This is a genomic window from Azospirillum baldaniorum (genome assembly GCF_003119195.2).
Classification (GTDB): Bacteria; Pseudomonadota; Alphaproteobacteria; order Azospirillales; family Azospirillaceae; genus Azospirillum; species Azospirillum baldaniorum.
On the sequence record NZ_CP022253.1, the window covers coordinates 2750799 to 2771070 of the forward strand.

Here is a 20272-nt window from a genome sequence, read left to right on the forward strand (position 1 = left end):
ACGGGAGAGCGGCCATGAAGCTGGCCGAAGCCCTGCTGCGCGCGCTGAAGGATCGCGGCGCACAGGCCATGTTCGGGATTCCGGGTGATTTCGCCCTGCCCTTCTTCAAGGTGGCGGAGGAAACGCAGATCCTGCCGCTCCACACGCTGAGCCACGAGCCGGCGGTGGGCTTCGCGGCGGACGCGGCGGCGCGTTACAGTTCGACGCTGGGGGTGGCGGCGGTCACCTACGGAGCGGGCGCCTTCAACATGGTGAACGCGGTGGCCGGCGCCTACGCCGAGAAGTCGCCGGTGGTCGTCATCTCCGGCGCGCCGGGCACGACGGAGGGCAACGCCGGCCTGCTGCTGCACCACCAGGGCCGCACGCTGGACACGCAGTTCCAGGTGTTCAAGGAGATCACCGTCGCCCAGGCGCGGCTGGACGACCCGGCCAAGGCCCCGGCGGAGATCGCCCGCGTGCTGGGGGCCGCCCGCGCCCTGTCGCGCCCGGTCTATCTGGAAATTCCCCGCAACATGGTCAACGCCGAGGTCGAGCCGGTGGGCGACGACCCGGCTTGGCCGGTGGACCGCGACGCGCTGGCCGCCTGCGCGGACGAGGTGCTGGCGGCCATGCGCTCGGCCACGTCGCCGGTGCTGATGGTCTGCGTCGAGGTCCGCCGCTACGGGCTGGAGGCCAAGGTGGCGGAGCTGGCGCAGCGGCTGGGCGTGCCGGTGGTGACCACCTTCATGGGGCGCGGCCTGCTGGCCGACGCGCCGACCCCGCCGCTCGGCACCTACATCGGCGTCGCCGGCGACGCGGAGATCACCCGGCTGGTCGAGGAGTCGGACGGGCTGTTCCTGCTCGGCGCGATCCTCAGCGACACCAACTTCGCGGTGTCCCAGCGCAAGATCGACCTGCGCAAGACCATCCACGCCTTCGACCGGGCGGTGACGCTGGGCTATCACACCTACGCCGACATCCCGCTGGCCGGGCTGGTGGACGCCCTCTTGGAGCGGCTGCCGCCGTCCGACCGGACGACCCGCGGCAAGGAGCCCCACGCCTACCCGACCGGCCTTCAGGCGGACGGCGAGCCGATCGCCCCGATGGACATCGCCCGCGCCGTCAACGACCGCGTCCGCGCCGGGCAGGAACCGCTGCTGATCGCGGCGGACATGGGCGACTGCCTGTTCACCGCCATGGACATGATCGACGCCGGGCTGATGGCGCCGGGCTATTACGCGGGCATGGGCTTCGGGGTGCCGGCGGGCATCGGGGCGCAGTGCGTGTCGGGCGGCAAGCGCATCCTGACCGTGGTCGGCGACGGCGCCTTCCAGATGACCGGGTGGGAGCTTGGCAACTGCCGACGGCTGGGCATCGACCCCATCGTGATCCTGTTCAACAACGCCAGTTGGGAGATGCTGCGCACCTTCCAGCCCGAATCGGCCTTCAACGACCTGGACGACTGGCGCTTCGCCGACATGGCGGCGGGCATGGGCGGCGACGGCGTCCGCGTGCGCACACGGGCGGAGCTGAAGGCGGCGCTGGACAAGGCCTTCGCCACGCGCGGGCGCTTCCAGCTGATCGAGGCGATGATCCCGCGCGGCGTGCTGTCCGACACGCTGGCCCGCTTCGTCCAGGGGCAGAAGCGCCTGCACGCCGCGCCCCGGGAGTAAGGTCGGGAGAGTAGGCGTAAGCGTGGCCGTGGGGTAGGGTTTCCGGCAACCCTCCCCACCGGGGCGGGATACCGGAAACGGACAAGGAGGACTCAACCCATGGCGGACAAGCCGTTGCGGATCGCGGTCGTGCTCTCGGGCTGCGGCGTCTATGACGGGGCGGAGATTCACGAGGCGGTGTGCACCCTGCTGGCAATCAGCCGCGCCGGGGCGGAGGCCGTGTGCTTCGCCCCCGACGTCCCGCAGGCCCACGTCGTCAACCACCTGACCGGCGAGGAGGCGGCGGAGACCCGCAACGTGCTGGCCGAGTCCGCCCGCATCGCCCGCGGCAAGGTCGCCGACCTCGCGACCTTCGACGCGGCGGCGGTGGATGCGCTGATCTTCCCCGGCGGCTTCGGCGCGGCCAAGAACCTGTGCGACTTCGCCTTCAAGGGCGCGGACTGCACGGTCAACCCGGACGTCGAGGCGGCCGTGCGCGCCATGCGCGACGCCGGCAAGCCGATCGGCGCCCTGTGCATCGCCCCGGCCATCCTGGCCACGCTGTTCGGCGCGGAGGGAATCGAACTCACCATCGGCTCCGACGCCGGTACCGCCGCCGTGCTGGAGAGCCTGGGGGCGAAGCACAGCGTCACCGGCCATGGCGAGATCGTGACCGACCGGCGTCTGAAGGTCGTCACCTCCCCCTGCTACATGCTCGACGCCAGCCTCGCGCAGATCGCCGAGGGTGCTGAGAACACCGTCCGCGCGCTGATCGGGCTGGCCCGCTAAGCTCTTGTTGCGCTTGCGCTAAGGGGCGGGTGCCGAAGCGGGATACCCCCTTCGGCATCGCCTCTGCGCAACAATTCGTTAACCATAAAAGCCCACCCTGTCCCTGCTTTCGGGCAGACTTTATTCAGGGACGAGGACGGCGATGACCTGCATTGTTGGCTTGGTGGACGGCGATCGTGTGTGGATGGGCGGTGACAGCGCGGGCGTGAACGGCCTGGACATCACCGTGCGCGCGGACACCAAGGTGTTCCGCAACGCCGACCTGCTGATCGGCTTCACCAGCAGCTTCCGCATGGGCCAGCTTCTGCATTACCGGCTGGAGCCGCCGCACCGCGACCCCGAGGCCGACGTCTTCCGCTACATGGTCGTCGATTTCGTGGACGCCGTGCGCGGCTGCCTGAAGGACGGCGGCTACGCCCACCGCTCCAACGACGTGGAGACCGGCGGCACCTTCATGGTCGGGTACGAGGGGCGGCTCTTCTCGATCCAGTCCGACTATCAGGTGGGCGAGGCGGTGCGCGGCTATCACGCCATCGGCTGCGGGTCCGACTACGCGCTGGGCTCCCTCGCCTCCACGGTCGGCCTGCCGGCGGAGGAGCGGGTGCTGAAGGCGCTGGAATGCGCCGAGCTGTTCAGCGGTGGCGTGCGCGCGCCCTTCACCATCCAGTCGATGGTCCGGCGCCCGCATCTGGCGCTGACCGAAGCGGCGTAAAGCCACAATAGAATTCAGGACTTCCCGCGCCGTTTTCGCCATCCGGCAAGACGGCGCGAAGTCGTGCCCGCACCGCGGCAAACTGTGTTATAGGAGCGCCGCTCCGTCCCAAAGAGATGGAGAACAAAAAGACCATAAATACAGTGGGTGCTAGAGAATGGTTGACCAAACTGTTGATGATGCGGATCGTTTGATTGGCGAAGAATCTCGCGATGTCTCGGGCCTGGTGCATGGCCTGCCGGCTTACTGCAATTCGCCTTACTTCGTGTTTCCGGCGCTGATCCTTCTGCTGATCATGCCGCTGTCGATCATTTTCCACCCGTCCTGGATCGTTCCGCTGGCCGAGCTGTACGCGGTCGGCATGATGGCGACGATCATCCGCCTGACGCGCGGGTAAGGGAAGGCTGCGGCTCCCTCCCTAACCCTCCCCCGTCTTCAGCGAGGGAGGGTTAGGGAGGGGGCAAAAACTCACGCAATGCTCCCGAATCCGTTGGTGATCGGATAGCGCCGCTCGCGGTTGAACAGCCGCGGCGTGATCTTCGGGCCGGGAGGCGCCTGGCGGCGCTTGTATTCGGCCAGATGCAGCATGCGCCAGACCCTGTCCACCACCTCCGGCGCGTGGCCGCGGGCGACGATCTCCGCCACGCCCAGATCCTTTTCCACCAGACAGCGCAGAATGTCGTCCAGCGCGTCGTAGGGCGGCAGCGTGTCCTGGTCGGTCTGGTCGGGCTTCAGCTCCGCGGTCGGGGCCTTGACCAGGACTCGTTCCGGCACGACGCGCCCCGCCGGGCCGAACGCGCCCTCCGTCTGATGCGCGTTGCGCCAGCGCGCCAGCGCGTACACCGTCGTCTTGTAGACGTCCTTCAGCACGGCGTAGCCACCGCACATGTCGCCGTAGAGCGTGGCGTAGCCGACCGACATCTCCGACTTGTTGCCGGTGGACAGCACCATGGGGCCGAACTTGTTGGACAGCGCCATCAGCGTGACGCCGCGGGACCGCGCCTGGATGTTCTCCTCCGTGGCGTCCGGGTCGCGCCCCGCGAAGGCCGGCAGGAGCATCCGCTCGAACGCCTCCATCGCCGGGACGATGGGAACGGTGTCCAGCTTGCAGCCCAGCAGTTCCGCCGATTCCGCGGCGTCGTCCAGGCTGTCCTGCGCGGTGTGGGGCGACGGCATCATCACGCCGTGCACCCGCTCGGCGCCCAGCGCGTCCACCGCGATGGCCGCCGCCAGCGCCGAATCGATGCCGCCCGACAGGCCCAGGATGACGCCGGGAAAGCGGTTCTTGGTCACATAGTCGCGCAAGGCCAGCACCAGCGCCGCGTAGATCGACTCCAGACCCTCCGGCGGTGCGACGCACTCCGTGTCGGCGCAACTCCAGACATCGTCCTCGCCGCGCTCCCAGCGGGTGATCAGCAGATGCTCGGTGAAGGCTGGAGCCTGCGCGACCAGCCGGCAATCGGCGCCCAGCGCGAAGCTGGCGCCGTCGAAGACCAGTTCGTCCTGCCCGCCCACCTGATTCACGTAGAGCAGCGGCAGGCTGGACTCGGTGACCCGTCCAACGGCGAGCTGCACGCGCTGGTCGTGCTTGCCCAGCTCGAACGGGCTGCCGTTGGGGACCACCAGGATCTCCGCCCCGCTTTCCGCCAGCGTCTCGATCACGTCGGCGGACCACATGTCCTCGCAGATCGGAACGCCCAGCCGCACGCCGCGGACGTTGATCGGGCCGGGCAGCGGGCCGGGGGTGAAGACGCGCTTCTCGTCGAAGACGCCGTAGTTCGGCAGGTCCACCTTGAAGCGGGTCGCCGCGATCCGCCCGCCGTCGAGCAGCAGGGCGGCGTTGTGGCGTTTGTCGCCGTCGCGCCAGGGCGCGCCGACCAGCAGGGCTGGGCCTCCGTCCGCCGTCTCGGCGGCGAGTTCACGCACCGCCTGCTCCACCACGTCCAGGAAGAAGGGCTTCAGCACCAGATCCTCCGGCGGGTAGCCGGTCACCGCCAGCTCCGGGCAGACCATCAGATCGGCGCCGCGCGCGGCGGCCTCCGCCCGCGCGTCCCGGATGCGGTCGATGTTGGTGGTGATGGCGCCGACGGTCGGGTTGATCTGGGCCAGCGCGATGGAAAGGCGGTCGGTCATGGCGGCATCGTCCGGTGAAGCGGCGGATCGGCGTCACCGTAACAGCCGGAGGCCGGGGGCGGAAGCGGCGCACGGCCGCAGCGGAACCGCGCCACCGCACGCTGTGTTGCCGGAAGGACAGGACGCCAACAGAAGGATGACCGGTCATGCAAAAGTCCGGGCAGGGTTCCGGTGCCACGACCTCCGTCTGGATGGACCGCGGCAGGGCGGCGATGCCCGCCGGGACGGTCGCTCCCACCGCCGCGGCGCTGGGCGCCCTGCGCCCTGATGTGATCGTTGTCGGAGCAGGCATCGCCGGGGTGACCACGGCCTACCTGCTCCAGCGCTCCGGCAAGTCGGTTCTGCTGCTGGACGACGGACCGTCGGGCGGCGGCGAGACCGGGCGCACCACGGCGCATCTCTCCAACGTCATCGACGACCGCTTCACCGAGATCGAACGGCTGCACAGCGAGTCCGGCGCCCGCATGGCGGCGGACAGCCACGGCGCCGCCATCGACACCATCGAGCGGATCGCCCGCGAGGAAAACATCGACTGCGGCTTCGCCCGGCTCGACGGCTATCTGATGCTGGCGCCGGGGCAGGACCCCGCCGGGCTGGACCGCGAGCGCGACGCCGCCCGCCGCGCCGGGCTGGACGATGTGGAGCGGCTGGACGCCCCGCCCATCCGGCATCCCGGCCCCTGCCTGCGCTTCCCCCGGCAGGCGCGCGTCCACGCGCTGGACTATCTGGTCGGGCTGACCCGCGCCTTCCTGGCGCGCGGCGGCGCGCTGGCCAGCGGGGCGCATGTCTCCACGGTCCGGCAGGACGGGGAGCGCGTGCGCGTCGAGGCCGGGCCGGACCACGCGCTGGTGGAGGCCGCCGCGGTGGTCGTCGCCACCAACTCGCCGATCAGCGACCGCTTCGCCATTCATTCCAAGCAGGCGCCCTACCGCACCTACGCCATCTCCCTGCGGGTGCCGAAGGGCAGCGTGCCCGATGCCCTCTATTGGGACACGCTCGACACCTATCACTATGTGCGGCTCCAGCCGGAGGCCGACCACGACCGGCTGATCGTCGGCGGCGAGGACCACAAGACCGGCGAGGCCCGCGACATGGCCGAGCGCTGGGCCGCGCTGGAGGCCTGGACGCGCGCGCATTTCCCCCAGGCCGGGGTGGTCGAGCACCGCTGGTCCGGGCAGGTGATGGAGCCCTTCGACGGGCTGGCCTTCATCGGCCCCGACCCGGCCTATGGCGGGCGGGTCTTCGTCGCGACCGGCGACAGCGGCATGGGCATGACCCACGGCACCATCGCCGGGCTGGTGCTGTGCGAGCTGATCCACGGCAGCGGCAGCCCGTGGGCCGCGCTGTACGACCCTGGCCGCAAGATGACCAGCAAACTCGGCACCTACCTGCGGGAGAACCTGGACGCCGCCCGCCACTTCCTGCCCTACGTGCAGGGGCCGGAGCTGGAGGGCGAGGATCGCATCGAGCCCCGACAGGGCGCGGTCCTGAAATCGGGCGTCTGGCCCGTCGCCGTCTTCCGCGACGAGTCGGGGGCGCTGCACCGCCGCTCCGCCATCTGCCCCCATCTGAAATGCGTGGTCCGCTGGAATCCCGGCGAGCGGAGCTGGGACTGCCCCTGCCACGGGTCCCGCTTCGCCGTGGACGGGACGGTTCTGAACGGCCCGGCCACCCAACCGCTTGCGCCCATCGAGGACTCCGCAAGCAAAAACTGATAAAATCCTTCGAAACCGAAGAGTTTCGACCGGGCGTTGCAGGAGCCCTGCGACGAATTAACCTGTGGTAAAGGACTCCGGTACGATCATACCCTTACGGCGAAACGATCACGCGCGGGAGGCGGCGATGTATTACTCGGAGATGTCCGGACCGACAGGGACGACCAGCACGGTCCTGCAACAGGCGAACAACGCCAAGAAGGCAACCGAGAGCAAGGCTGCGGACGGCGCCAAGGCCGCCGCCACGACCGCCGACGCCGCGACTCCCGCGAAAAGCGCCAGCCCGGCCTACACGATCAGCCAGTCGATGGAAAACCTGCTCGACAGCCTGTCGGGCAAGAAGCCCGCGGCGGCGGGCGGCGACGGCGCGAACGCCGATGCGGCGGGCGACGCGGCCGCCGGCGGCAAGACCGGCTCCCAGGCGATGGCCGACCGGGCCAAGCAGGCCGAGCAGATCATGCAGAAGGCGCTGGAGCAGTCCAAGGGCCTCTCTGGCCTGTTTGAGAAGGCCATCGACAACATGGCCGGCGATCTCGGCAGCCTGCTCGGCGGGCTGGGCATGTCGGACGACGACGTGAAGGGCGCCGTCGGCGATTTCGGCAGCGCCATGAAGGACAAGCTGAAGTCCATGGATTTCAGCCAGATGGGCATGAGCATGGAGGAGGCCCGGTCGCAGTGGTCCATCGAGTCCCGCGGCATGGAGCTGACCATCCAGGATGGCGACAAGTCGGTCCGCATCTCCTTCGCCAAGTCCACCCTGGACTTCACCCGCGAGGACCGCGGGCTGGCGGCCACGCTGAACGCGGACGGCTCGGGCAGCGCCATGTTCTCCGCCGCCACGACCAAGGTGTCCGGCAAGGCCACCGGCATGATCGTCCGCGCCAACGGCTTCAGCGATGACGAGATCAAGGGCGTCCTGGAGAAGTTGAACGGCATGGCCGCGAAGGGCGGGATGAACGGCCTCGGCGCCCTGACCCCGACCAAGAGCGCCGATGGCGTGATGCACCTGAACCTCGACCTGTCGCAGCCCATCGCCGGCCTGACCGACGGCAGCAGCGCCAAGGGCGCCGCCGCGGCGGACGCTTCCCAGAAGGTGGACATCAAGGCGTGAGGAAGGGCGGGCCGTTTTCCCGGAAGGGGCGCCCGCAAAAGGGGTGCGATCTGTGATAACGGGGGCCGGCGCTTGCCGTCGAGCCGGCTCCCTGTATAGAAGCGGCTTTCGCTGTTTCGGAGATTCGCTTCCCCATGACCGACCGCCCCACGACCGACCGCAACGCCGTTCTGGCCGCGAACCGGGCTTTCTACCAAGCCTTCACCGGGCGTGACTTCCCCGCCATGGACCGGCTGTGGGCCTCCCGCCTGCCCGTGTCCTGCATCCATCCCGGCTGGACCATCCTGTTCGGCCGGGAGGCTGTGGTGTCGAGCTGGCAGGACGTGCTGCGGTCCCCCCGCGGCCCGGCGGTGCAGGCGCGCAACGAACGCGTCAGCCTGTACGGCGACACCGCGGTCGTCCTCTGCGAGGAGATCGTGGGAGACGCGGTGCTGGTGGCGACCAACCTGTTCGCGCGCGAGGATGGTGAGTGGCGGCTGGCCCACCATCAGGCCGGACCGGTCGCCGAACCCGCCTCGCAGATCCTGACGCCGCCCGACCGCCTGCCGCCCGGCGGCCTGCTGCACTGACGGCGGCCCCTCGACGGCGGCCCCTCTTCCCCCTCGCGCGTTCAGCGGCGCTCCGCCGCCCTCTCCAGCTGCCAGATCAGATCGCCCACCACCCGGTCGGCGGTGATCCGCTCGGGGTCGCTGTTGGTCAGGGCGACCGCGGCCCAGCGGTGGGCGCGTGAGAAGGCGATGTAGGCGTTGAAGCCGCCGGTGGAACCGGAATGCCAGAGGATCGGTGTGCCGTCCGCCGCCCAGGCGACGAACCAGCCCAGCGCCATTGCCCCCTGCCCCAGCGCCCCCGGATCGCGCAGCGCCCGCCCGTCCACCTGCACCGACTGGGCGAGCGCCAGCGTCGCCGCGGCCTCGCCGTCACAGGCGGCCTTTCCCAGGCCGGTGCAGTCGCCCATGTTGGCGCGCAGCCAGCGCAGCAGGTCGTCGGCGGTGGAGTAGAGGCCGAAGGAGGGCTGCATGGCCGGCGCCTCCCAATCCGGCACCACCTGCCCGCGGGCGTGACCCACCGCCTTGCGGGCGCGCTGCCCGGCCGTGGGCGTCAGCGTGGTGTCGGTCATGCCGAAGCGGTCGGTGACCACCCGTTTCAATAGGGTTTCATACGGGATGCCGGAGGCGGTGGACAGCGCCTCCCCCAGCACCGCCATGCCGACGTTCGAATAGCGGAAGCGCGTGCCCGGTGGCACCGTCAGGCTGAAGCCGGACAGCCACGCCCCCACCTCCTCCCGCGTCAGCGGCTTGTAGGGGTTGCGCGGGTCCTCCAGCCGGCTCCACGAGAAGCGCGGTGTCTCCGGCACGTTGGGCAGCCCCGCCGTGTGGGTGGCGAGGTCGAGCAGGCGGATCGGCGTGCCGTCGAAGTCCGGGGCGTGGACCGGCTTGGGCAGATGGCGGGCCAACGGGTCGGTCGGGGCGACGCGCCCGGCGCGGATCAGCTCCGCCAGGATGGTGCCGGTGAAGGGCTTGGTCAGCGAGGCGATCTGGAACAGGGTCCGCCCGTCCGGCGGGCCACCGTCGGGCCGTCCGCTGTCGCCGCGCCCGACGACGAGGCTGCGCCCGTCGCGGATCACCCCGACGACGATGCTGCCCGCCCCCGCCTCCTCAAGACGGCGATCGGCCAACGCCGTCACCGCCTCCCGAAGACGGTCCGGGGGCACCGCGTCCGCCGGGGCCGGCGCCGTCGCCCAGACGGTGAGCGCAAGAAACGACACGACACCGAGCACCGGCCCCCGCATCCCCACCCTCCGTCATCGGCGCGCGGAATGGGCGCGCTGAAGGAAGAGTGGGAAGCGGTCCCGCCCGCCGGTACGCCCGCGGACGGACATCACGCCAACGGAGCAGGCCATGCCGGGCGGGTTAGACCGGTAAGGCCCGGCCCACCCGGCCGAAATTTACTCGGCCACTTTCTACTCGGCCAATTTCTACTCGGTGGGAATTTCCGCCAGCGGCGGGCGGCGGTCCTTGACGATGGTCAGCGGCACGTCGTCGGCGGCGATCTCGATGATCGGCTGGCCACCGAGCAGGCTGGGGCACTGCTTGACCTGGGTGAAGGCCATGAAGAAATCGGCCTTGCGCCAGTCCAGCCCGGTGCCGTTGACCAGCTTCAGCCAGGGCGGCAGCTCGAAGCGGACGGCCAGCGTGTTGCCGCACACCGACAGGGTGTACTGGCGCGGCGGCGCCTTGCCGCCGTTCTCGCGCTCCACCAGGGCGACCAGCTCGGCCAGAGCCTCGTGCTGGGAGTTGCCCCAGTAATCCAGCTCGAACCGGCCCTCGGCGCCCTTCAGCCCGCCGGTGAACTGGTTGTAGTAGACGTACTGGTTCGGGTGCATGGCGCCGAGCTGCCACGCGTACAGCACGGCCACCGCGATGCCCGCCGCCCCGTACGCCTGACCCGTACGCCGGCCCAGCGCCTCGGCCCCGCTCCACAGCCGGTCGATGGCGATGCCGGCCAGCACCGCCATCGGCGGCGCCACGAACAGGAAATGGCGGATGCCGTTGTAGACGGACGGGCGCATCAGCATGAACAGGATCACCGGCAGGAAGGCCGCCAGCGCCAGCGGCACCCAGCGCACCGCGCCGAAGGCGCCGTCCACGCTCCGCCAGCCGCCGCGCACCACCCACAGGGCGGCCAGCGCCACCGCGGCCAGGGTGCCGAGCAGCACCGCCTCCGGCAGCTTCACTCCCAGATAGACCGGCAGATAGAGCGCCGGCGGGGCGGCGGAGCTGACCATCTGCCCCATGAACAGCGTCTGGATGTCGATGGGGAAGTGCGAGACGACGCGCAGCGCCTCCAGCGGGTTCAACGGCTTCTGCACCGCCCAGGGCCAGAACAGCGCCATCACCGCGTAGGCGAGCGGGATGGCCGGCAGCAGGGGCGGCACGGAGCGCCGGACGACGCCCAGCGCCGGCCGCAGCCCGCCCTGCCACGCCACCAGCACCACATAGAGCGCCAGCGCCACCGCGAGGTAGAAGCCGGCCAGCACCCCCCCCACCCGGATCGACAGGGTCAGGCCGAGCGCCAGCCCGAATTTCAGCACCGCGCTGCGGCGCGGGGCCGGCATCTGCCCGATGATGCGGGTGGCGAAATAGAGCGTCCACACCATGCCCGCAGCGAAGGGCACGTCCTTGGTGTTGTTGAACATGGCGCCGTAATAGACGCCGGACAGCGCCAGCAGCGCCGCCGCCAGGAAACCCGCCCGCGGCCCGGCCAGCAGCCGCGCGTAGCGCCAGCAGCCGGCGATGCCCAGCACCCCGACCAGCGCGCACAGCAGGTGGCGCGTCTCGTACTCCTCGAACGGCGAGATCGGGACCACCAGGGCGGTCACCAGATCGAACAGCCCGCCATACAGGTACAGATCCTTGAAATGGAAGGCCGACCGGTCGGTAAAGCCGGACAGGTAGAAGGACAGCAGCTTCTTGCCGTAGATGTGCTGCACCTCCTCGTCGGTGCTGATCCCGTAGTTCCGGAAGGTCAGCGCGGCGAGGATGATCAGGCACAGCAGAAGCGCGCGCGCCATGTCGTCCCACAGGGCACCGGCGCGGCGTTGCGACAGCGCGCCCGCCGGGGGCGCCGCCCCGAGGGGATTCAGGCCGAGCGGCGGCATCAGGCTCATGAAGGGCGGTCCTCGCTTCCGGGCCGGCGCCAAGCGCCTGCGTTGGCCCCCGGATTGGCCGCTAAATTGGATGCCGGAGCGGCAGCCTCGTCCTCGAAGCCGTGCGCGGAACGGACGATGTAAAGGGGACGTCCCTTCACCTCGTTGAACACGCGGCCCAGATAGTCGCCGATGACCCCCAGCGTGACGAGCTGGATGCCACCCATGAACAGCACCGCGGCCAGCAGCGATTCATAGCCGGGCACGTCGATGCCGTAGATCAGGGTGCGCAGCAGGCGCAGCAGGATGTAGACGAAGGCGAAGCCGGAGATCGCCATGCCCACCAGACTCCACACCCGCAACGGGAAGGTGGAGAAGGCGGTCAGCCCGTCGAAGGACAGGCTGAGCAGCTTCAGGAAGCCCCATTTGGTGTCGCCGCCGGCGCGCTCCCCCTGCTGGTAGGGAATGCTGGCCTGACGGAAGCCGACCCAGGCGAAGATGCCCTTCATGAAGCGCGTGCGTTCGGGCATGCGGTTGATGACGTCGACCACCCGGCGGTCCATCAGCCGGAAGTCGCCGACCTCGCGCGGCAGCTTGACCTCCGACAGGTTGTCGAAGATCCAGTAGAAGGCGCGGGCGAACGCCCGGTGCTTCAGGCTCTGCCCCACCCGCGCGTGGCGCACGGCGACGACCACGTCGTAGCCCTCGCGCCATTTGGCGAGGAATTGCGGCAGCAGCTCCGGCGGGTGTTGCAGGTCGGCGTCCATCGGCACCACGGCGTCGCCGGTGGTGTGGCGCAGGCCGGCCGACAGGGCCAGTTCCTTGCCGAAGTTGCGCGACAGGTCGACCACCTTGACCCGCGGGTCGGCGTCGTGGACGTCCAGCAGGCGGTCGAGCGTGTCGTCGCGGCTGCCGTCGTTGACGCAGACCACCTCCCACTCGGCGTCCAGCCGGTCGAGCACGGGCACCAGCCGCTCGAACAGCGCCGCGATGTTGGGGCCTTCGTTGTAGAAGGGGATCACCACCGACAGGCGCCCCCGCTTCGTGCGGGCGGAGCGCGACGGCTTCGGGGCGGAAGCGGCGTCACCGGTGATGGGGGCGGGTGTGGGGGCGGTGTTGGCGGAAGCCGCCAGAGTGGGCGCGTCGGTCGTGGGCGCGTCGGTCAGGGACATGGCCGGCCGTTGGGTCAGATGATCACGAGCCGGGTCGGAAGGGTCCAGGCAGGCGTCCCCGGCGGGGCGCTTCGCCCTTTGGCATATAGCACGATACATGTGGATGAGCAAAACGCCTCTATTGTGACCATCCACGGCCTAAGCCGTGACCAGCACACCGCTGGAACCGGCGCCGGAACGGTCCGTCGCTGGTGGGCTAACGCCACGGTCCCGACAAATATTCCAAGGCCCGGCGAAACCGCCAGAACCCGGAAGGATAAGGGCATCCCCAAGCGTGCGCGGAGGGACGCCATGCCCGTTTTCGGGGACCGGAAACCAGTTGGCACACTTAATGAATTGGTAAGCGGACACTGCCATGTTTTGCATCTAAACCATCAGCCTCATCCGGAGTTTCCCCGATCATGAGCCTGTTCAACCATCTTCGGGTCGGCACCAAGATCACGGCGGCGAACGCCGGGGTTCTCCTCTTCCTGGTCGCCATCGGCGGCATCGGGGTCTACGCCCTGATGGACGCCAAGCACGGCTTCGCGACCTATCAGACCCTGGCCCGCCAGACCACCGAGGTCGGGCGCATCCAGGCGACGATGCTGGAGGTCCAGCTCCAGGCCAAGACCTTCCTGCTGACCGGCAGCGAGGAGGCCTCCCACACGGTTGACTCGCTGGCCGCCGACCTCGACGGGCGGATCGACGAGGCCAAGACCCTGTTCACCGAGCCGACGCTGAACCGCACGGTGACCCAGATGGACAACGAGCTGGGCCAATACCGCGAGGCCTTCACCCGCATCATGGAGTTCCAGGCGACCCGCAACGAGGCGTCGGCGGAGCTTCTCGACCTCGGGGTCAAGATGGAGAAGGCGCTCAGCGGCGTCATGGACAGCGCCTACGCGGACGGCGACACCGAGGCCGCCTATCAGGCGGGCATGGCCGCCCGCCATTTCCTGGCCGCCCGCAACAACGCCAACCGCTTCCTGACCGACGGCTCGGCGGAGAGCGCCGACATCTTCCGCAAGGAGCTGCAGAACGCCCGCGAGCGCGGCAACGCGATGCTCGCCAAGCTGACCGAGCTGGAGCGCCGCCGCGGCGCCTCGTCCTTCCTGGCCTACCAGCGCGTCTTCGCCACCCAGTTCGAGAAGGCGGTCGTCGCCACCACCAAGCGGGACGAGCTTGTCTCGCAGGTGCTGGAGACGCTCGGCCCGACCGTCAACGCGCGGGTCGAACAGCTGCGCGACGCCAGCGCCCGCCAGCAGGCGGCGCTCGGCACCACCGCCACGGAGAACATCGACCGCGCCCGGACGGTGACCACCGCCGCCGCCGTGGTCGCCGTCCTGCTCGGACTGATCTCCGCCCTGCTGATCGGGCGCGGGCTGTCGCGGCCCATCGTGTCGATGACCGACACCATGACCCGTCTGGCCGGCGGCGACCGCCGGGTGGAGGTGCCCGGCCTGGACCGCGGCGACGAGATCGGCGGCATGGCCAAGGCCGTCGAGGTCTTCAAGCACAGCCTGATCGACGCCGACCGCATGGCCGCGGAACAGGCCGCCGAGCATGCGACCCGCCGCGAGCGGTCGGAGCGCATCGACTCCCTGACCCGCGAATTCGACCGCATGGTGATGGAGGTGCTGTCCCGCGTCTCCTCCGCCGCCACCCAGCTCAACAGCACGGCCCAGGGCATGTCGGCCACCGCCGAGCAGACCACCCGGCAGGCCAGCGCCGTCGCCGCCGCCTCGACCCAGGCCACCGCCAACGTGGAGACCGTCGCCGCCGCCGCGGAGGAGCTGACCAGCTCGATCCAGGAGATCAGCCGGCAGGTCGCCCAGAGCAACAGCATCGCCGGGCAGGCGGTCAGCACCGCCGAACGGACCGACGCCACCGTGCGCGGTCTGGTCGACGCCGCCCAGCGCATCGGCGAGGTGGTGCAGCTCATCAACGACATCGCCAGCCAGACCAACCTGCTGGCGCTGAACGCCACCATCGAGGCGGCACGGGCGGGCGAGGCCGGCAAGGGCTTCGCCGTCGTGGCCAGCGAGGTCAAGAGCCTCGCCAACCAGACCGCCAAGGCGACGGAGGACATCTCCGGCCAGATCGCCGGCATCCAGCAGGTCAGCCGCGAGGCCGCCGGGGCGATCGCCGAGATCGGCCGCGTGATCGGCGAGATCAGTCACATCTCCACCACCATCGCCGCGGCGGTCGAGGAGCAGGGTGCGGCCACCCAGGAGATCAGCCGCAACGTCCAGCAGGCCGCCCGCGGCACGCAGGAGGTGTCGGGCAACATCGCCGGGGTGACCCAGGCGGCGGAAGCCACCGGCGACGCCTCCCGTCAGGTGCTCGACGCCGCCGACGGGCTGAGCGGCGAGGCGGAGGGGCTGCGCGGCTTCGTCTCCCGCTTTCTGACCGACATGCGGGCCGCCTGACGGTCTCGTCTTCCCCCCTCCTCCATCCGATTGCGATGGAGGAGGGGTTTTTCTTGCGCCGCCCCGGCCCTGTTGGGCAAATAGGGGTCATTGCGCACCCCGGACTGCTTTTCCCATCATGATCCTGACCCCGATCCCGGCCGAGACGATGCCGGAGGCCCTGGCGACCTTCGAGCGCCTGCTGGCCGGCAAGCCCCTGCCCCTCGCCGCCTTCCGGCGCATTGCCGCGACGTGGCCGGTGCCCGGCGGCGTCGACACGCCGGAGCAGCGCGCCGAAGCGGTGCGGCTGGCCCACGCCCACGGCATCGGCACGCTGGACGAGCCGCCCAACGCCTCCTTCATGTGGGACGGCGAGGTCATCCGCACCGACGTGGAATCGACGGTCATCGTTCATGAGGTCGCCCACTGGCTGGTCGCCGCGCCCGAGCGCCGCCCGCTCTACGACTTCGGCCTGGGGCCGGGGCCGGAGACGACGCTGCGCAAGGAGGCGCGCAGCCAGCAGAAGCTGACCTTCGAGGACTGCATGCACGAGGAGCAGCAGACCTCCCTGCTCGGCGTGCTGTGGGAGGCCGAGCTGGGCCAGCCGGCGATCCTCGCCTTCCTGGAGCAGAACTGGATGGAGCGCTGGGAGCGGGAGAGCACCGCCGCCTTCTTCATCCGCCACGTCGAGGAACTCTTCACCCGCGGCCTGATCGACGCCGAGGGCCGCCCGTCCACGGCGCGCGCCTGGGCGGACGAGCGGGCGGACGAACGGACGCGGGCTGCCTGACATTCGCACTGCCCACAAATCAATCATAATTCCCCTGGAGGCTGGACCGTCATGACCCGCAACCTGCTTACGCTGGCCTCCGCGCTGGCCCTGCTCGCCACCCCGGCGGCGGCGGACACGCTGAAGATCGGCATGATCACCACCCTGTCCGGCCCCGGCGCGGGTCTGGGCATCGACATCCGCGACGGCTTCGCGCTGGCGGTGGAGCATGCGGGCGGCAAGCTGGGCGGGCAGGACACCCAGGTCATCGAGGCGGACGACCAGCAGAAGCCGGACGTCGCCGTCGGCCTCGCCAACCGCATGGTCGAGCGCGACCGCGTGCAGGTGGTGACCGGCGTGGTCTGGTCGAACCTTGCGCTGGCCATGCTGCCGACGCTGGCCGGCGGGCAGACCTTCTTCATCAGCCCGAACGCTGGCCCGTCGCAGCTGGCGGGCGCGCAGTGCAACCCGTACTTCTTCAACGCCGCCTACCAGAACGACCAGATCCACGAGGCCGTGGGCAAGCATGTCCAGGACGAGGGCTTCAAGAAGGTCTACCTGATGGCCCCCAACTACCCGGCGGGCAAGGACGGTCTGGCCGGCTTCAAGCGCTACTACAAGGGCGAGGTCGCGGGCGAGGTCTACACCCAGGTCGGGCAGCTCGACTACGCGGCGGAGCTGGCGCAGCTCAAGGCCGCGGCGCCGGACGCCGTCTACGTCTTCTACCCCGGTGGCATGGGCATCAACTTCATCAAGCAGTATGAGCAGGCCGGGCTGAAGGGCGCCGTTCCGCTGTTCGGCCCCGGCTTCTCCTTCGACCAGGACATCCTGGCGGCGGTCGGCGAGTCCGCGCTCGGCGTCAAGAACTCGGCGCAGTGGAGCCCCGACCTCGACAACGCCGCCAACAAGACGTTCGTCGCCGACTTCAAGGCCAAGTACGGGCGCATCCCGTCCATGTACGCCGCCCAGGGCTACGACACGGCGCTGCTGATCGACACCGCGGTGAAGGCGGTCGGCGGCAACCTGAAGGACAAGGACAAGCTGCGCGCCGCCCTGGCCTCCGCCAAGCTGCAAAGCCTGCGCGGCGAGGTGGCCTTCAACACCAACCACTACCCGATCCACGACATCTACCTGCGCGAGGTCGTGAAGGGCGCCGACGGCGCGGTGACCAACAAGACCGTCGCCACGGTCTTCACCAACCACGCCGACGCCTACGTCAAAGACTGTCCGATGAAGTGAGGCGCAGGCAGGACGCCGGAGAATGGACGCGCTCCTCCTCGTCGAACAGGGGCTGAACGGGCTTCAGCTCGGCGTGATGCTGTTCCTGATGGCCGCCGGGCTGACGCTCGTCTTCGGCATCATGGATCTCATCAACCTCGCCCACGGCACCTTCTACATGGTCGGCGCCTACCTGACGGCGGCGCTGGTGCCGGTGCTGGGCAGCTTCCCGCTGGCGCTGGCGGCGGCGGTGCTGCTGACGGCCCTGCTCGGGCTGGTGGTGGAGGCGGTGGCGCTGCGCACGCTCTACCGCCGCGACCACCTGGATCAGGTGCTGGCGACCTTCGGGCTGATCCTGTTCTTCAACGAGCTGGTGAAGATCGTCTTCGGCCCGGTCCCCATCTTCCTCAACCCGCCGGCGGCGCTGGCCGGGACGGTGGATCTGTTCGGGCTGAAATACCCGGCCTTCCGGCTGGCGATCCTGGCCGTGGGCATCGCCGTGGCGGTGTTCCTGTGGCTGCTGATCGCGCGGACGCGGGTCGGCATGCTGATCCGCGCCGGCGCCACCAACCGCGAGATGGTGATGGCGCTGGGGGTCGATGTCCGGCGGCTGTTCGGGCTGGTCTTCGCGCTGGGCTGCGGACTGGCCGGGCTGGCCGGCGCCATGGCCGGGCCGGTGCTGGCCGTTCAGGTCGGCATGGGCGAGCAGATCCTGATCCTGACCTTCGTGGTCATCGTGATCGGCGGCATCGGCTCGATCCGCGGGGCGCTGGCCGGCGCCCTGCTGGTCGGCATGGTGGACACGCTGGGCCGCGCCTTGCTGCCCGCCGCCTTCCGGCTGGTGATGGACGCCGCCAACGCCAGCGCCGCCGGGGCCGCGCTCGCCTCCATGGCGATCTACGTGCTGATGGCGGTGGTTCTGGCGATCAGGCCCAAGGGCCTGTTCCCAGCGCATTGAGGAACGGCTAGGTTCACTTTATGACCACGAACGAGTTCACGCTGCTCTTCCGGCGGCGCTTCAGCATGGCCCATCGCCTGATCGCCGGCGATTCCGTCAAATGCGCCGTGCCGCACGGCCACAACGAGACCGTTTCGGTGAAGCTGGAGGCCGTGGACCCCGCACCGCTCGACGGGGCGGCGAACATGGTGGAGTCCTTCGCGCGGGCCAAGGCGACTTGGCACCACTGGATCGACGGGCATGTCGACCACGCGCTCCAGCTCTCCCACCGCGACCCGCTGATCGGCTATTTCCGGGAGCACGAGCCGGAAAAGCTGCCCATGCTGCTGATCACCCCCGGCGACCCGACGACGGAGGCGCTGGCCGCCTGCATGATGGCCAAGGCCAACGCGCTGTTCGCCGCGGAGACCTCGCCCTTGCGCTGCGTCGAGGTGGAGATCGAGGAGACGCCCACCAACACGGTGATCTTCCGCGGCGTGCCGGAGCATCACCTGGACGCCGGCTACCTTGGCCTGCCGGGCGCGCCATGGTGGCTGCGCGGGGACATGAGCATCAACGACCTGTAGCGGGCACCGTCTTCAGGCTTCAGGCGATCCCCAGCAGCTTGTGAAGCTGGACGCTCATCCGGTAGCCGTGGGCCAGCGCCACGGCGGTGCAGGCCTGCCGGTTGGCAAAGTTCCGCTCCGCATCGTCGTCGTCGCGCGGCATCACCGTGACGGCGGCGCCGGGCGGCGGGCGGAACAGCCGGGCGCCTTGCCCCGGCAACTGGGTGGACAGGGTGGGCAGCCCGTCGCCGGAATCGCTCTCCCCCGCCGCCAGCACGTATTTGTAGACCGACACCCGCGGCACGAGGTCCGGGTGCAGGCCAGGCGTCTTCGGGCTGCACACGATGGTCAAGCGCGGGTCGTCCGGCATGCCGTCCAGCCACAGCGTGCCGTTCGTCTCGATCTGCACGCGCAGGCCCCGCTCCAGCAGGGCGCGGATCAGCGGGACGACGTTCTGGCGCAGCGGCTCCCCGCCGGTCAGCACGATCAGGTCGCAGACCGCGGGGCGCAGCTCCCCGATGCGGGCCAGCAGCTCGTCCAGGGAGGGGCGCCAGGGCGAGCTTTCGAAGTCGGTGTCGCACCAGTGGCAGCGCAGGTTGCAGCCGCCGGTCCGCACGAAGACGCTGGGCTCCCCGACGAAGGGGCCTTCGCCCTGAAGGGTGTAGAAGACCTCCTGTATCCACAGGCTTTGGCCGTCGCCCCCCTCCTGCGGGCGGACCGGGTTGGCGCCGCGCATCAGACCCCGCCCCCGTAGGCCACCGGATCGGACAGCCCGGCCTCCTGGAAGCCCTTCAGCCGCAGCAGGCAACTGTCGCAGGAGCCGCAGGCGGTGCCGTCCGGCGCCGGGTCGTAGCAGGAGTGGGTCAGGCCGTAATCCACCCCCAGCTCCAGCCCGCGGCGGATGATGCCCGCCTTGTCGAGGGTCATCAGCGGGGCGTGGATCTTGAACCGGCTGGAGCCCTCCACCCCCGCCTTGGTGGCGAGGTTCGCCATGGTCTCGAAGGCGGCGATGTATTCGGGCCGGCAGTCCGGATAGCCGGAATAATCCAGCGCGTTCACGCCGATGAAGATGTCCGACGCCTGCAGCGTCTCCGCCCAGGCCAGCGCGAAGGACAGGAACACCGTGTTGCGCGCCGGGACGTAGGTCACCGGGATGCCCGTCCCCAGATCCGCCGCGCTGGCGTGCTTGGGCACGGCGATGGCGTCGGTCAGGGCGGAACCGCCGAAGGCCCGCAGGTCGATGTCGGCGATGACGTGGCGGTCCACCGCCATGGCCGCGGCGACGCGCTTGGCCGCTTCCAGCTCCACCGCGTGGCGCTGCCCGTAGCGGAAGCTGAGCGCGTTCAGCCGATACCCCTGCTCCCGGGCGATCGCCAGCACCGTCGTGGAGTCCAGCCCGCCGCTGACCAGCACCACCGCATTCTTCGCGTTCATGTCCCTGCCCTCTCCCATGACACAGGCCGCCCCGGCATAATCCCGTCCT

The 20272-nt window shown here is 69.8% G+C and carries 18 protein-coding genes; 12 read left to right on the forward strand and 6 right to left on the reverse strand.

Going from position 1 to position 20272, the window contains the following annotated elements:
- The first annotated feature begins 14 nt into the window (after positions 1-14).
- The 4 genes from ipdC to Sp245p_RS12995 all read left to right on the forward strand — a co-directional run bounded on the left by ipdC (position 15) and on the right by Sp245p_RS12995 (position 3529).
- Positions 15-1652 carry an indolepyruvate/phenylpyruvate decarboxylase gene (gene ipdC / locus Sp245p_RS12980; protein WP_014239487.1) on the forward strand — a complete coding sequence of 546 codons (1638 nt, stop codon included), beginning with the start codon at positions 15-17 and terminating at the stop codon, positions 1650-1652.
- Positions 1653-1751: 99 nt separating this feature from the next.
- On the forward strand, positions 1752-2420 hold the full coding sequence (gene elbB / locus Sp245p_RS12985; protein WP_014239486.1) for an isoprenoid biosynthesis glyoxalase ElbB: 669 nt from the start codon (positions 1752-1754) through the stop codon (positions 2418-2420).
- 142 nt (positions 2421-2562) lie between these two features.
- Positions 2563-3132: a hypothetical protein gene (locus tag Sp245p_RS12990; RefSeq protein WP_014239485.1), complete on the forward strand. Its 570-nt coding sequence runs from the start codon at positions 2563-2565 to the stop codon at positions 3130-3132.
- 157 nt (positions 3133-3289) lie between these two features.
- Positions 3290-3529: a hypothetical protein gene (locus tag Sp245p_RS12995; RefSeq protein WP_014239483.1), complete on the forward strand. Its 240-nt coding sequence runs from the start codon at positions 3290-3292 to the stop codon at positions 3527-3529.
- Positions 3530-3600: 71 nt separating this feature from the next.
- On the opposite strand, the gene Sp245p_RS13000 is transcribed toward Sp245p_RS12995, so the two are convergent.
- On the reverse strand, positions 3601-5265 hold the full coding sequence (locus tag Sp245p_RS13000; protein ID WP_014239482.1) for an NAD+ synthase: 1665 nt from the start codon (positions 5263-5265) through the stop codon (positions 3601-3603).
- A gap of 146 nt (positions 5266-5411) precedes the next feature.
- Here Sp245p_RS13000 and Sp245p_RS13005 point away from each other — a divergent pair, with 146 nt between their 5' ends.
- From Sp245p_RS13005 to Sp245p_RS13015, 3 genes are all read left to right on the forward strand, one after another.
- Positions 5412-6980: an FAD-dependent oxidoreductase gene (locus Sp245p_RS13005; RefSeq protein WP_014239481.1), complete on the forward strand. Its 1569-nt coding sequence runs from the start codon at positions 5412-5414 to the stop codon at positions 6978-6980.
- Between the two features lie 127 nt (positions 6981-7107).
- Positions 7108-8091 carry a hypothetical protein gene (locus tag Sp245p_RS13010; protein ID WP_014239480.1) on the forward strand — a complete coding sequence of 328 codons (984 nt, stop codon included), beginning with the start codon at positions 7108-7110 and terminating at the stop codon, positions 8089-8091.
- Positions 8092-8225: 134 nt separating this feature from the next.
- Positions 8226-8660, forward strand: a complete 435-nt coding sequence (locus Sp245p_RS13015) for a nuclear transport factor 2 family protein (RefSeq protein WP_014239479.1) — start codon at positions 8226-8228, stop codon at positions 8658-8660.
- A gap of 41 nt (positions 8661-8701) precedes the next feature.
- Here Sp245p_RS13015 and Sp245p_RS13020 read toward each other — a convergent pair whose 3' ends face one another.
- From Sp245p_RS13020 to Sp245p_RS13030, 3 genes are all read right to left on the reverse strand, one after another.
- A complete protein-coding gene (locus Sp245p_RS13020; RefSeq protein ID WP_244439355.1) occupies positions 8702-9856 on the reverse strand; it encodes a serine hydrolase domain-containing protein in 1155 nt (384 codons plus the stop codon).
- 210 nt (positions 9857-10066) lie between these two features.
- Positions 10067-11758, reverse strand: a complete 1692-nt coding sequence (locus tag Sp245p_RS13025) for a glycosyltransferase family 39 protein (RefSeq protein ID WP_014239477.1) — start codon at positions 11756-11758, stop codon at positions 10067-10069.
- The gene (locus tag Sp245p_RS13030) at positions 11755-12909 is read right to left on the reverse strand and encodes a glycosyltransferase family 2 protein (RefSeq protein ID WP_014239476.1); all 1155 of its coding nucleotides are present in this window, start codon (positions 12907-12909) and stop codon (positions 11755-11757) included. Before Sp245p_RS13030 ends, Sp245p_RS13025 begins: the two co-directional genes overlap by 4 nt.
- A gap of 401 nt (positions 12910-13310) precedes the next feature.
- Between Sp245p_RS13030 and Sp245p_RS13035 the strand changes: the two genes are divergently transcribed.
- The 5 genes from Sp245p_RS13035 to Sp245p_RS13055 all read left to right on the forward strand — a co-directional run bounded on the left by Sp245p_RS13035 (position 13311) and on the right by Sp245p_RS13055 (position 18810).
- Positions 13311-15320: a methyl-accepting chemotaxis protein gene (locus Sp245p_RS13035; RefSeq protein WP_014239474.1), complete on the forward strand. Its 2010-nt coding sequence runs from the start codon at positions 13311-13313 to the stop codon at positions 15318-15320.
- 118 nt (positions 15321-15438) lie between these two features.
- Positions 15439-16089: an elongation factor P hydroxylase gene (locus Sp245p_RS13040; protein WP_014239473.1), complete on the forward strand. Its 651-nt coding sequence runs from the start codon at positions 15439-15441 to the stop codon at positions 16087-16089.
- 51 nt (positions 16090-16140) lie between these two features.
- Positions 16141-17307: an ABC transporter substrate-binding protein gene (locus Sp245p_RS13045; protein ID WP_014239472.1), complete on the forward strand. Its 1167-nt coding sequence runs from the start codon at positions 16141-16143 to the stop codon at positions 17305-17307.
- A 22-nt stretch (positions 17308-17329) separates the two neighbouring features.
- Positions 17330-18244, forward strand: a complete 915-nt coding sequence (locus Sp245p_RS13050) for a branched-chain amino acid ABC transporter permease (protein ID WP_014239471.1) — start codon at positions 17330-17332, stop codon at positions 18242-18244.
- Between the two features lie 20 nt (positions 18245-18264).
- The gene (locus Sp245p_RS13055) at positions 18265-18810 is read left to right on the forward strand and encodes a 6-pyruvoyl trahydropterin synthase family protein (protein ID WP_014239470.1); all 546 of its coding nucleotides are present in this window, start codon (positions 18265-18267) and stop codon (positions 18808-18810) included.
- A 19-nt stretch (positions 18811-18829) separates the two neighbouring features.
- On the opposite strand, the gene Sp245p_RS13060 is transcribed toward Sp245p_RS13055, so the two are convergent.
- Both Sp245p_RS13060 and queC read right to left on the reverse strand, forming a co-directional pair.
- Entirely contained in the window at positions 18830-19525 is a 696-nt protein-coding gene (locus Sp245p_RS13060; RefSeq protein ID WP_014239469.1) for a 7-carboxy-7-deazaguanine synthase QueE, read from the reverse strand.
- Positions 19525-20223: a 7-cyano-7-deazaguanine synthase QueC gene (gene queC / locus Sp245p_RS13065; protein ID WP_014239468.1), complete on the reverse strand. Its 699-nt coding sequence runs from the start codon at positions 20221-20223 to the stop codon at positions 19525-19527. The genes Sp245p_RS13060 and queC overlap by 1 nt, the downstream gene beginning before the upstream one ends.
- Positions 20224-20272: the final 49 nt, after the last annotated feature.

Bases quoted from the DNA above. Each gene is read 5' to 3' on its own strand.
- ipdC (WP_014239487.1), top strand. From the start codon at position 15: ATGAAGCTGGCCGAAGCCCTGCTGCGCGCGCTGAAGGATCGCGGCGCA.
- elbB (WP_014239486.1), top strand. From the start codon at position 1,752: ATGGCGGACAAGCCGTTGCGGATCGCGGTCGTGCTCTCGGGCTGCGGC.
- Sp245p_RS12990 (WP_014239485.1), top strand. From the start codon at position 2,563: ATGACCTGCATTGTTGGCTTGGTGGACGGCGATCGTGTGTGGATGGGC.
- Sp245p_RS12995 (WP_014239483.1), top strand. From the start codon at position 3,290: ATGGTTGACCAAACTGTTGATGATGCGGATCGTTTGATTGGCGAAGAA.
- Sp245p_RS13000 (WP_014239482.1), bottom strand. From the start codon at position 5,265: ATGACCGACCGCCTTTCCATCGCGCTGGCCCAGATCAACCCGACCGTC.
- Sp245p_RS13005 (WP_014239481.1), top strand. From the start codon at position 5,412: ATGCAAAAGTCCGGGCAGGGTTCCGGTGCCACGACCTCCGTCTGGATG.
- Sp245p_RS13010 (WP_014239480.1), top strand. From the start codon at position 7,108: ATGTATTACTCGGAGATGTCCGGACCGACAGGGACGACCAGCACGGTC.
- Sp245p_RS13015 (WP_014239479.1), top strand. From the start codon at position 8,226: ATGACCGACCGCCCCACGACCGACCGCAACGCCGTTCTGGCCGCGAAC.
- Sp245p_RS13025 (WP_014239477.1), bottom strand. From the start codon at position 11,758: ATGAGCCTGATGCCGCCGCTCGGCCTGAATCCCCTCGGGGCGGCGCCC.
- Sp245p_RS13030 (WP_014239476.1), bottom strand. From the start codon at position 12,909: ATGTCCCTGACCGACGCGCCCACGACCGACGCGCCCACTCTGGCGGCT.
- Sp245p_RS13035 (WP_014239474.1), top strand. From the start codon at position 13,311: ATGAGCCTGTTCAACCATCTTCGGGTCGGCACCAAGATCACGGCGGCG.
- Sp245p_RS13040 (WP_014239473.1), top strand. From the start codon at position 15,439: ATGATCCTGACCCCGATCCCGGCCGAGACGATGCCGGAGGCCCTGGCG.
- Sp245p_RS13045 (WP_014239472.1), top strand. From the start codon at position 16,141: ATGACCCGCAACCTGCTTACGCTGGCCTCCGCGCTGGCCCTGCTCGCC.
- Sp245p_RS13050 (WP_014239471.1), top strand. From the start codon at position 17,330: ATGGACGCGCTCCTCCTCGTCGAACAGGGGCTGAACGGGCTTCAGCTC.
- Sp245p_RS13055 (WP_014239470.1), top strand. From the start codon at position 18,265: ATGACCACGAACGAGTTCACGCTGCTCTTCCGGCGGCGCTTCAGCATG.
- Sp245p_RS13060 (WP_014239469.1), bottom strand. From the start codon at position 19,525: ATGCGCGGCGCCAACCCGGTCCGCCCGCAGGAGGGGGGCGACGGCCAA.
- queC (WP_014239468.1), bottom strand. From the start codon at position 20,223: ATGAACGCGAAGAATGCGGTGGTGCTGGTCAGCGGCGGGCTGGACTCC.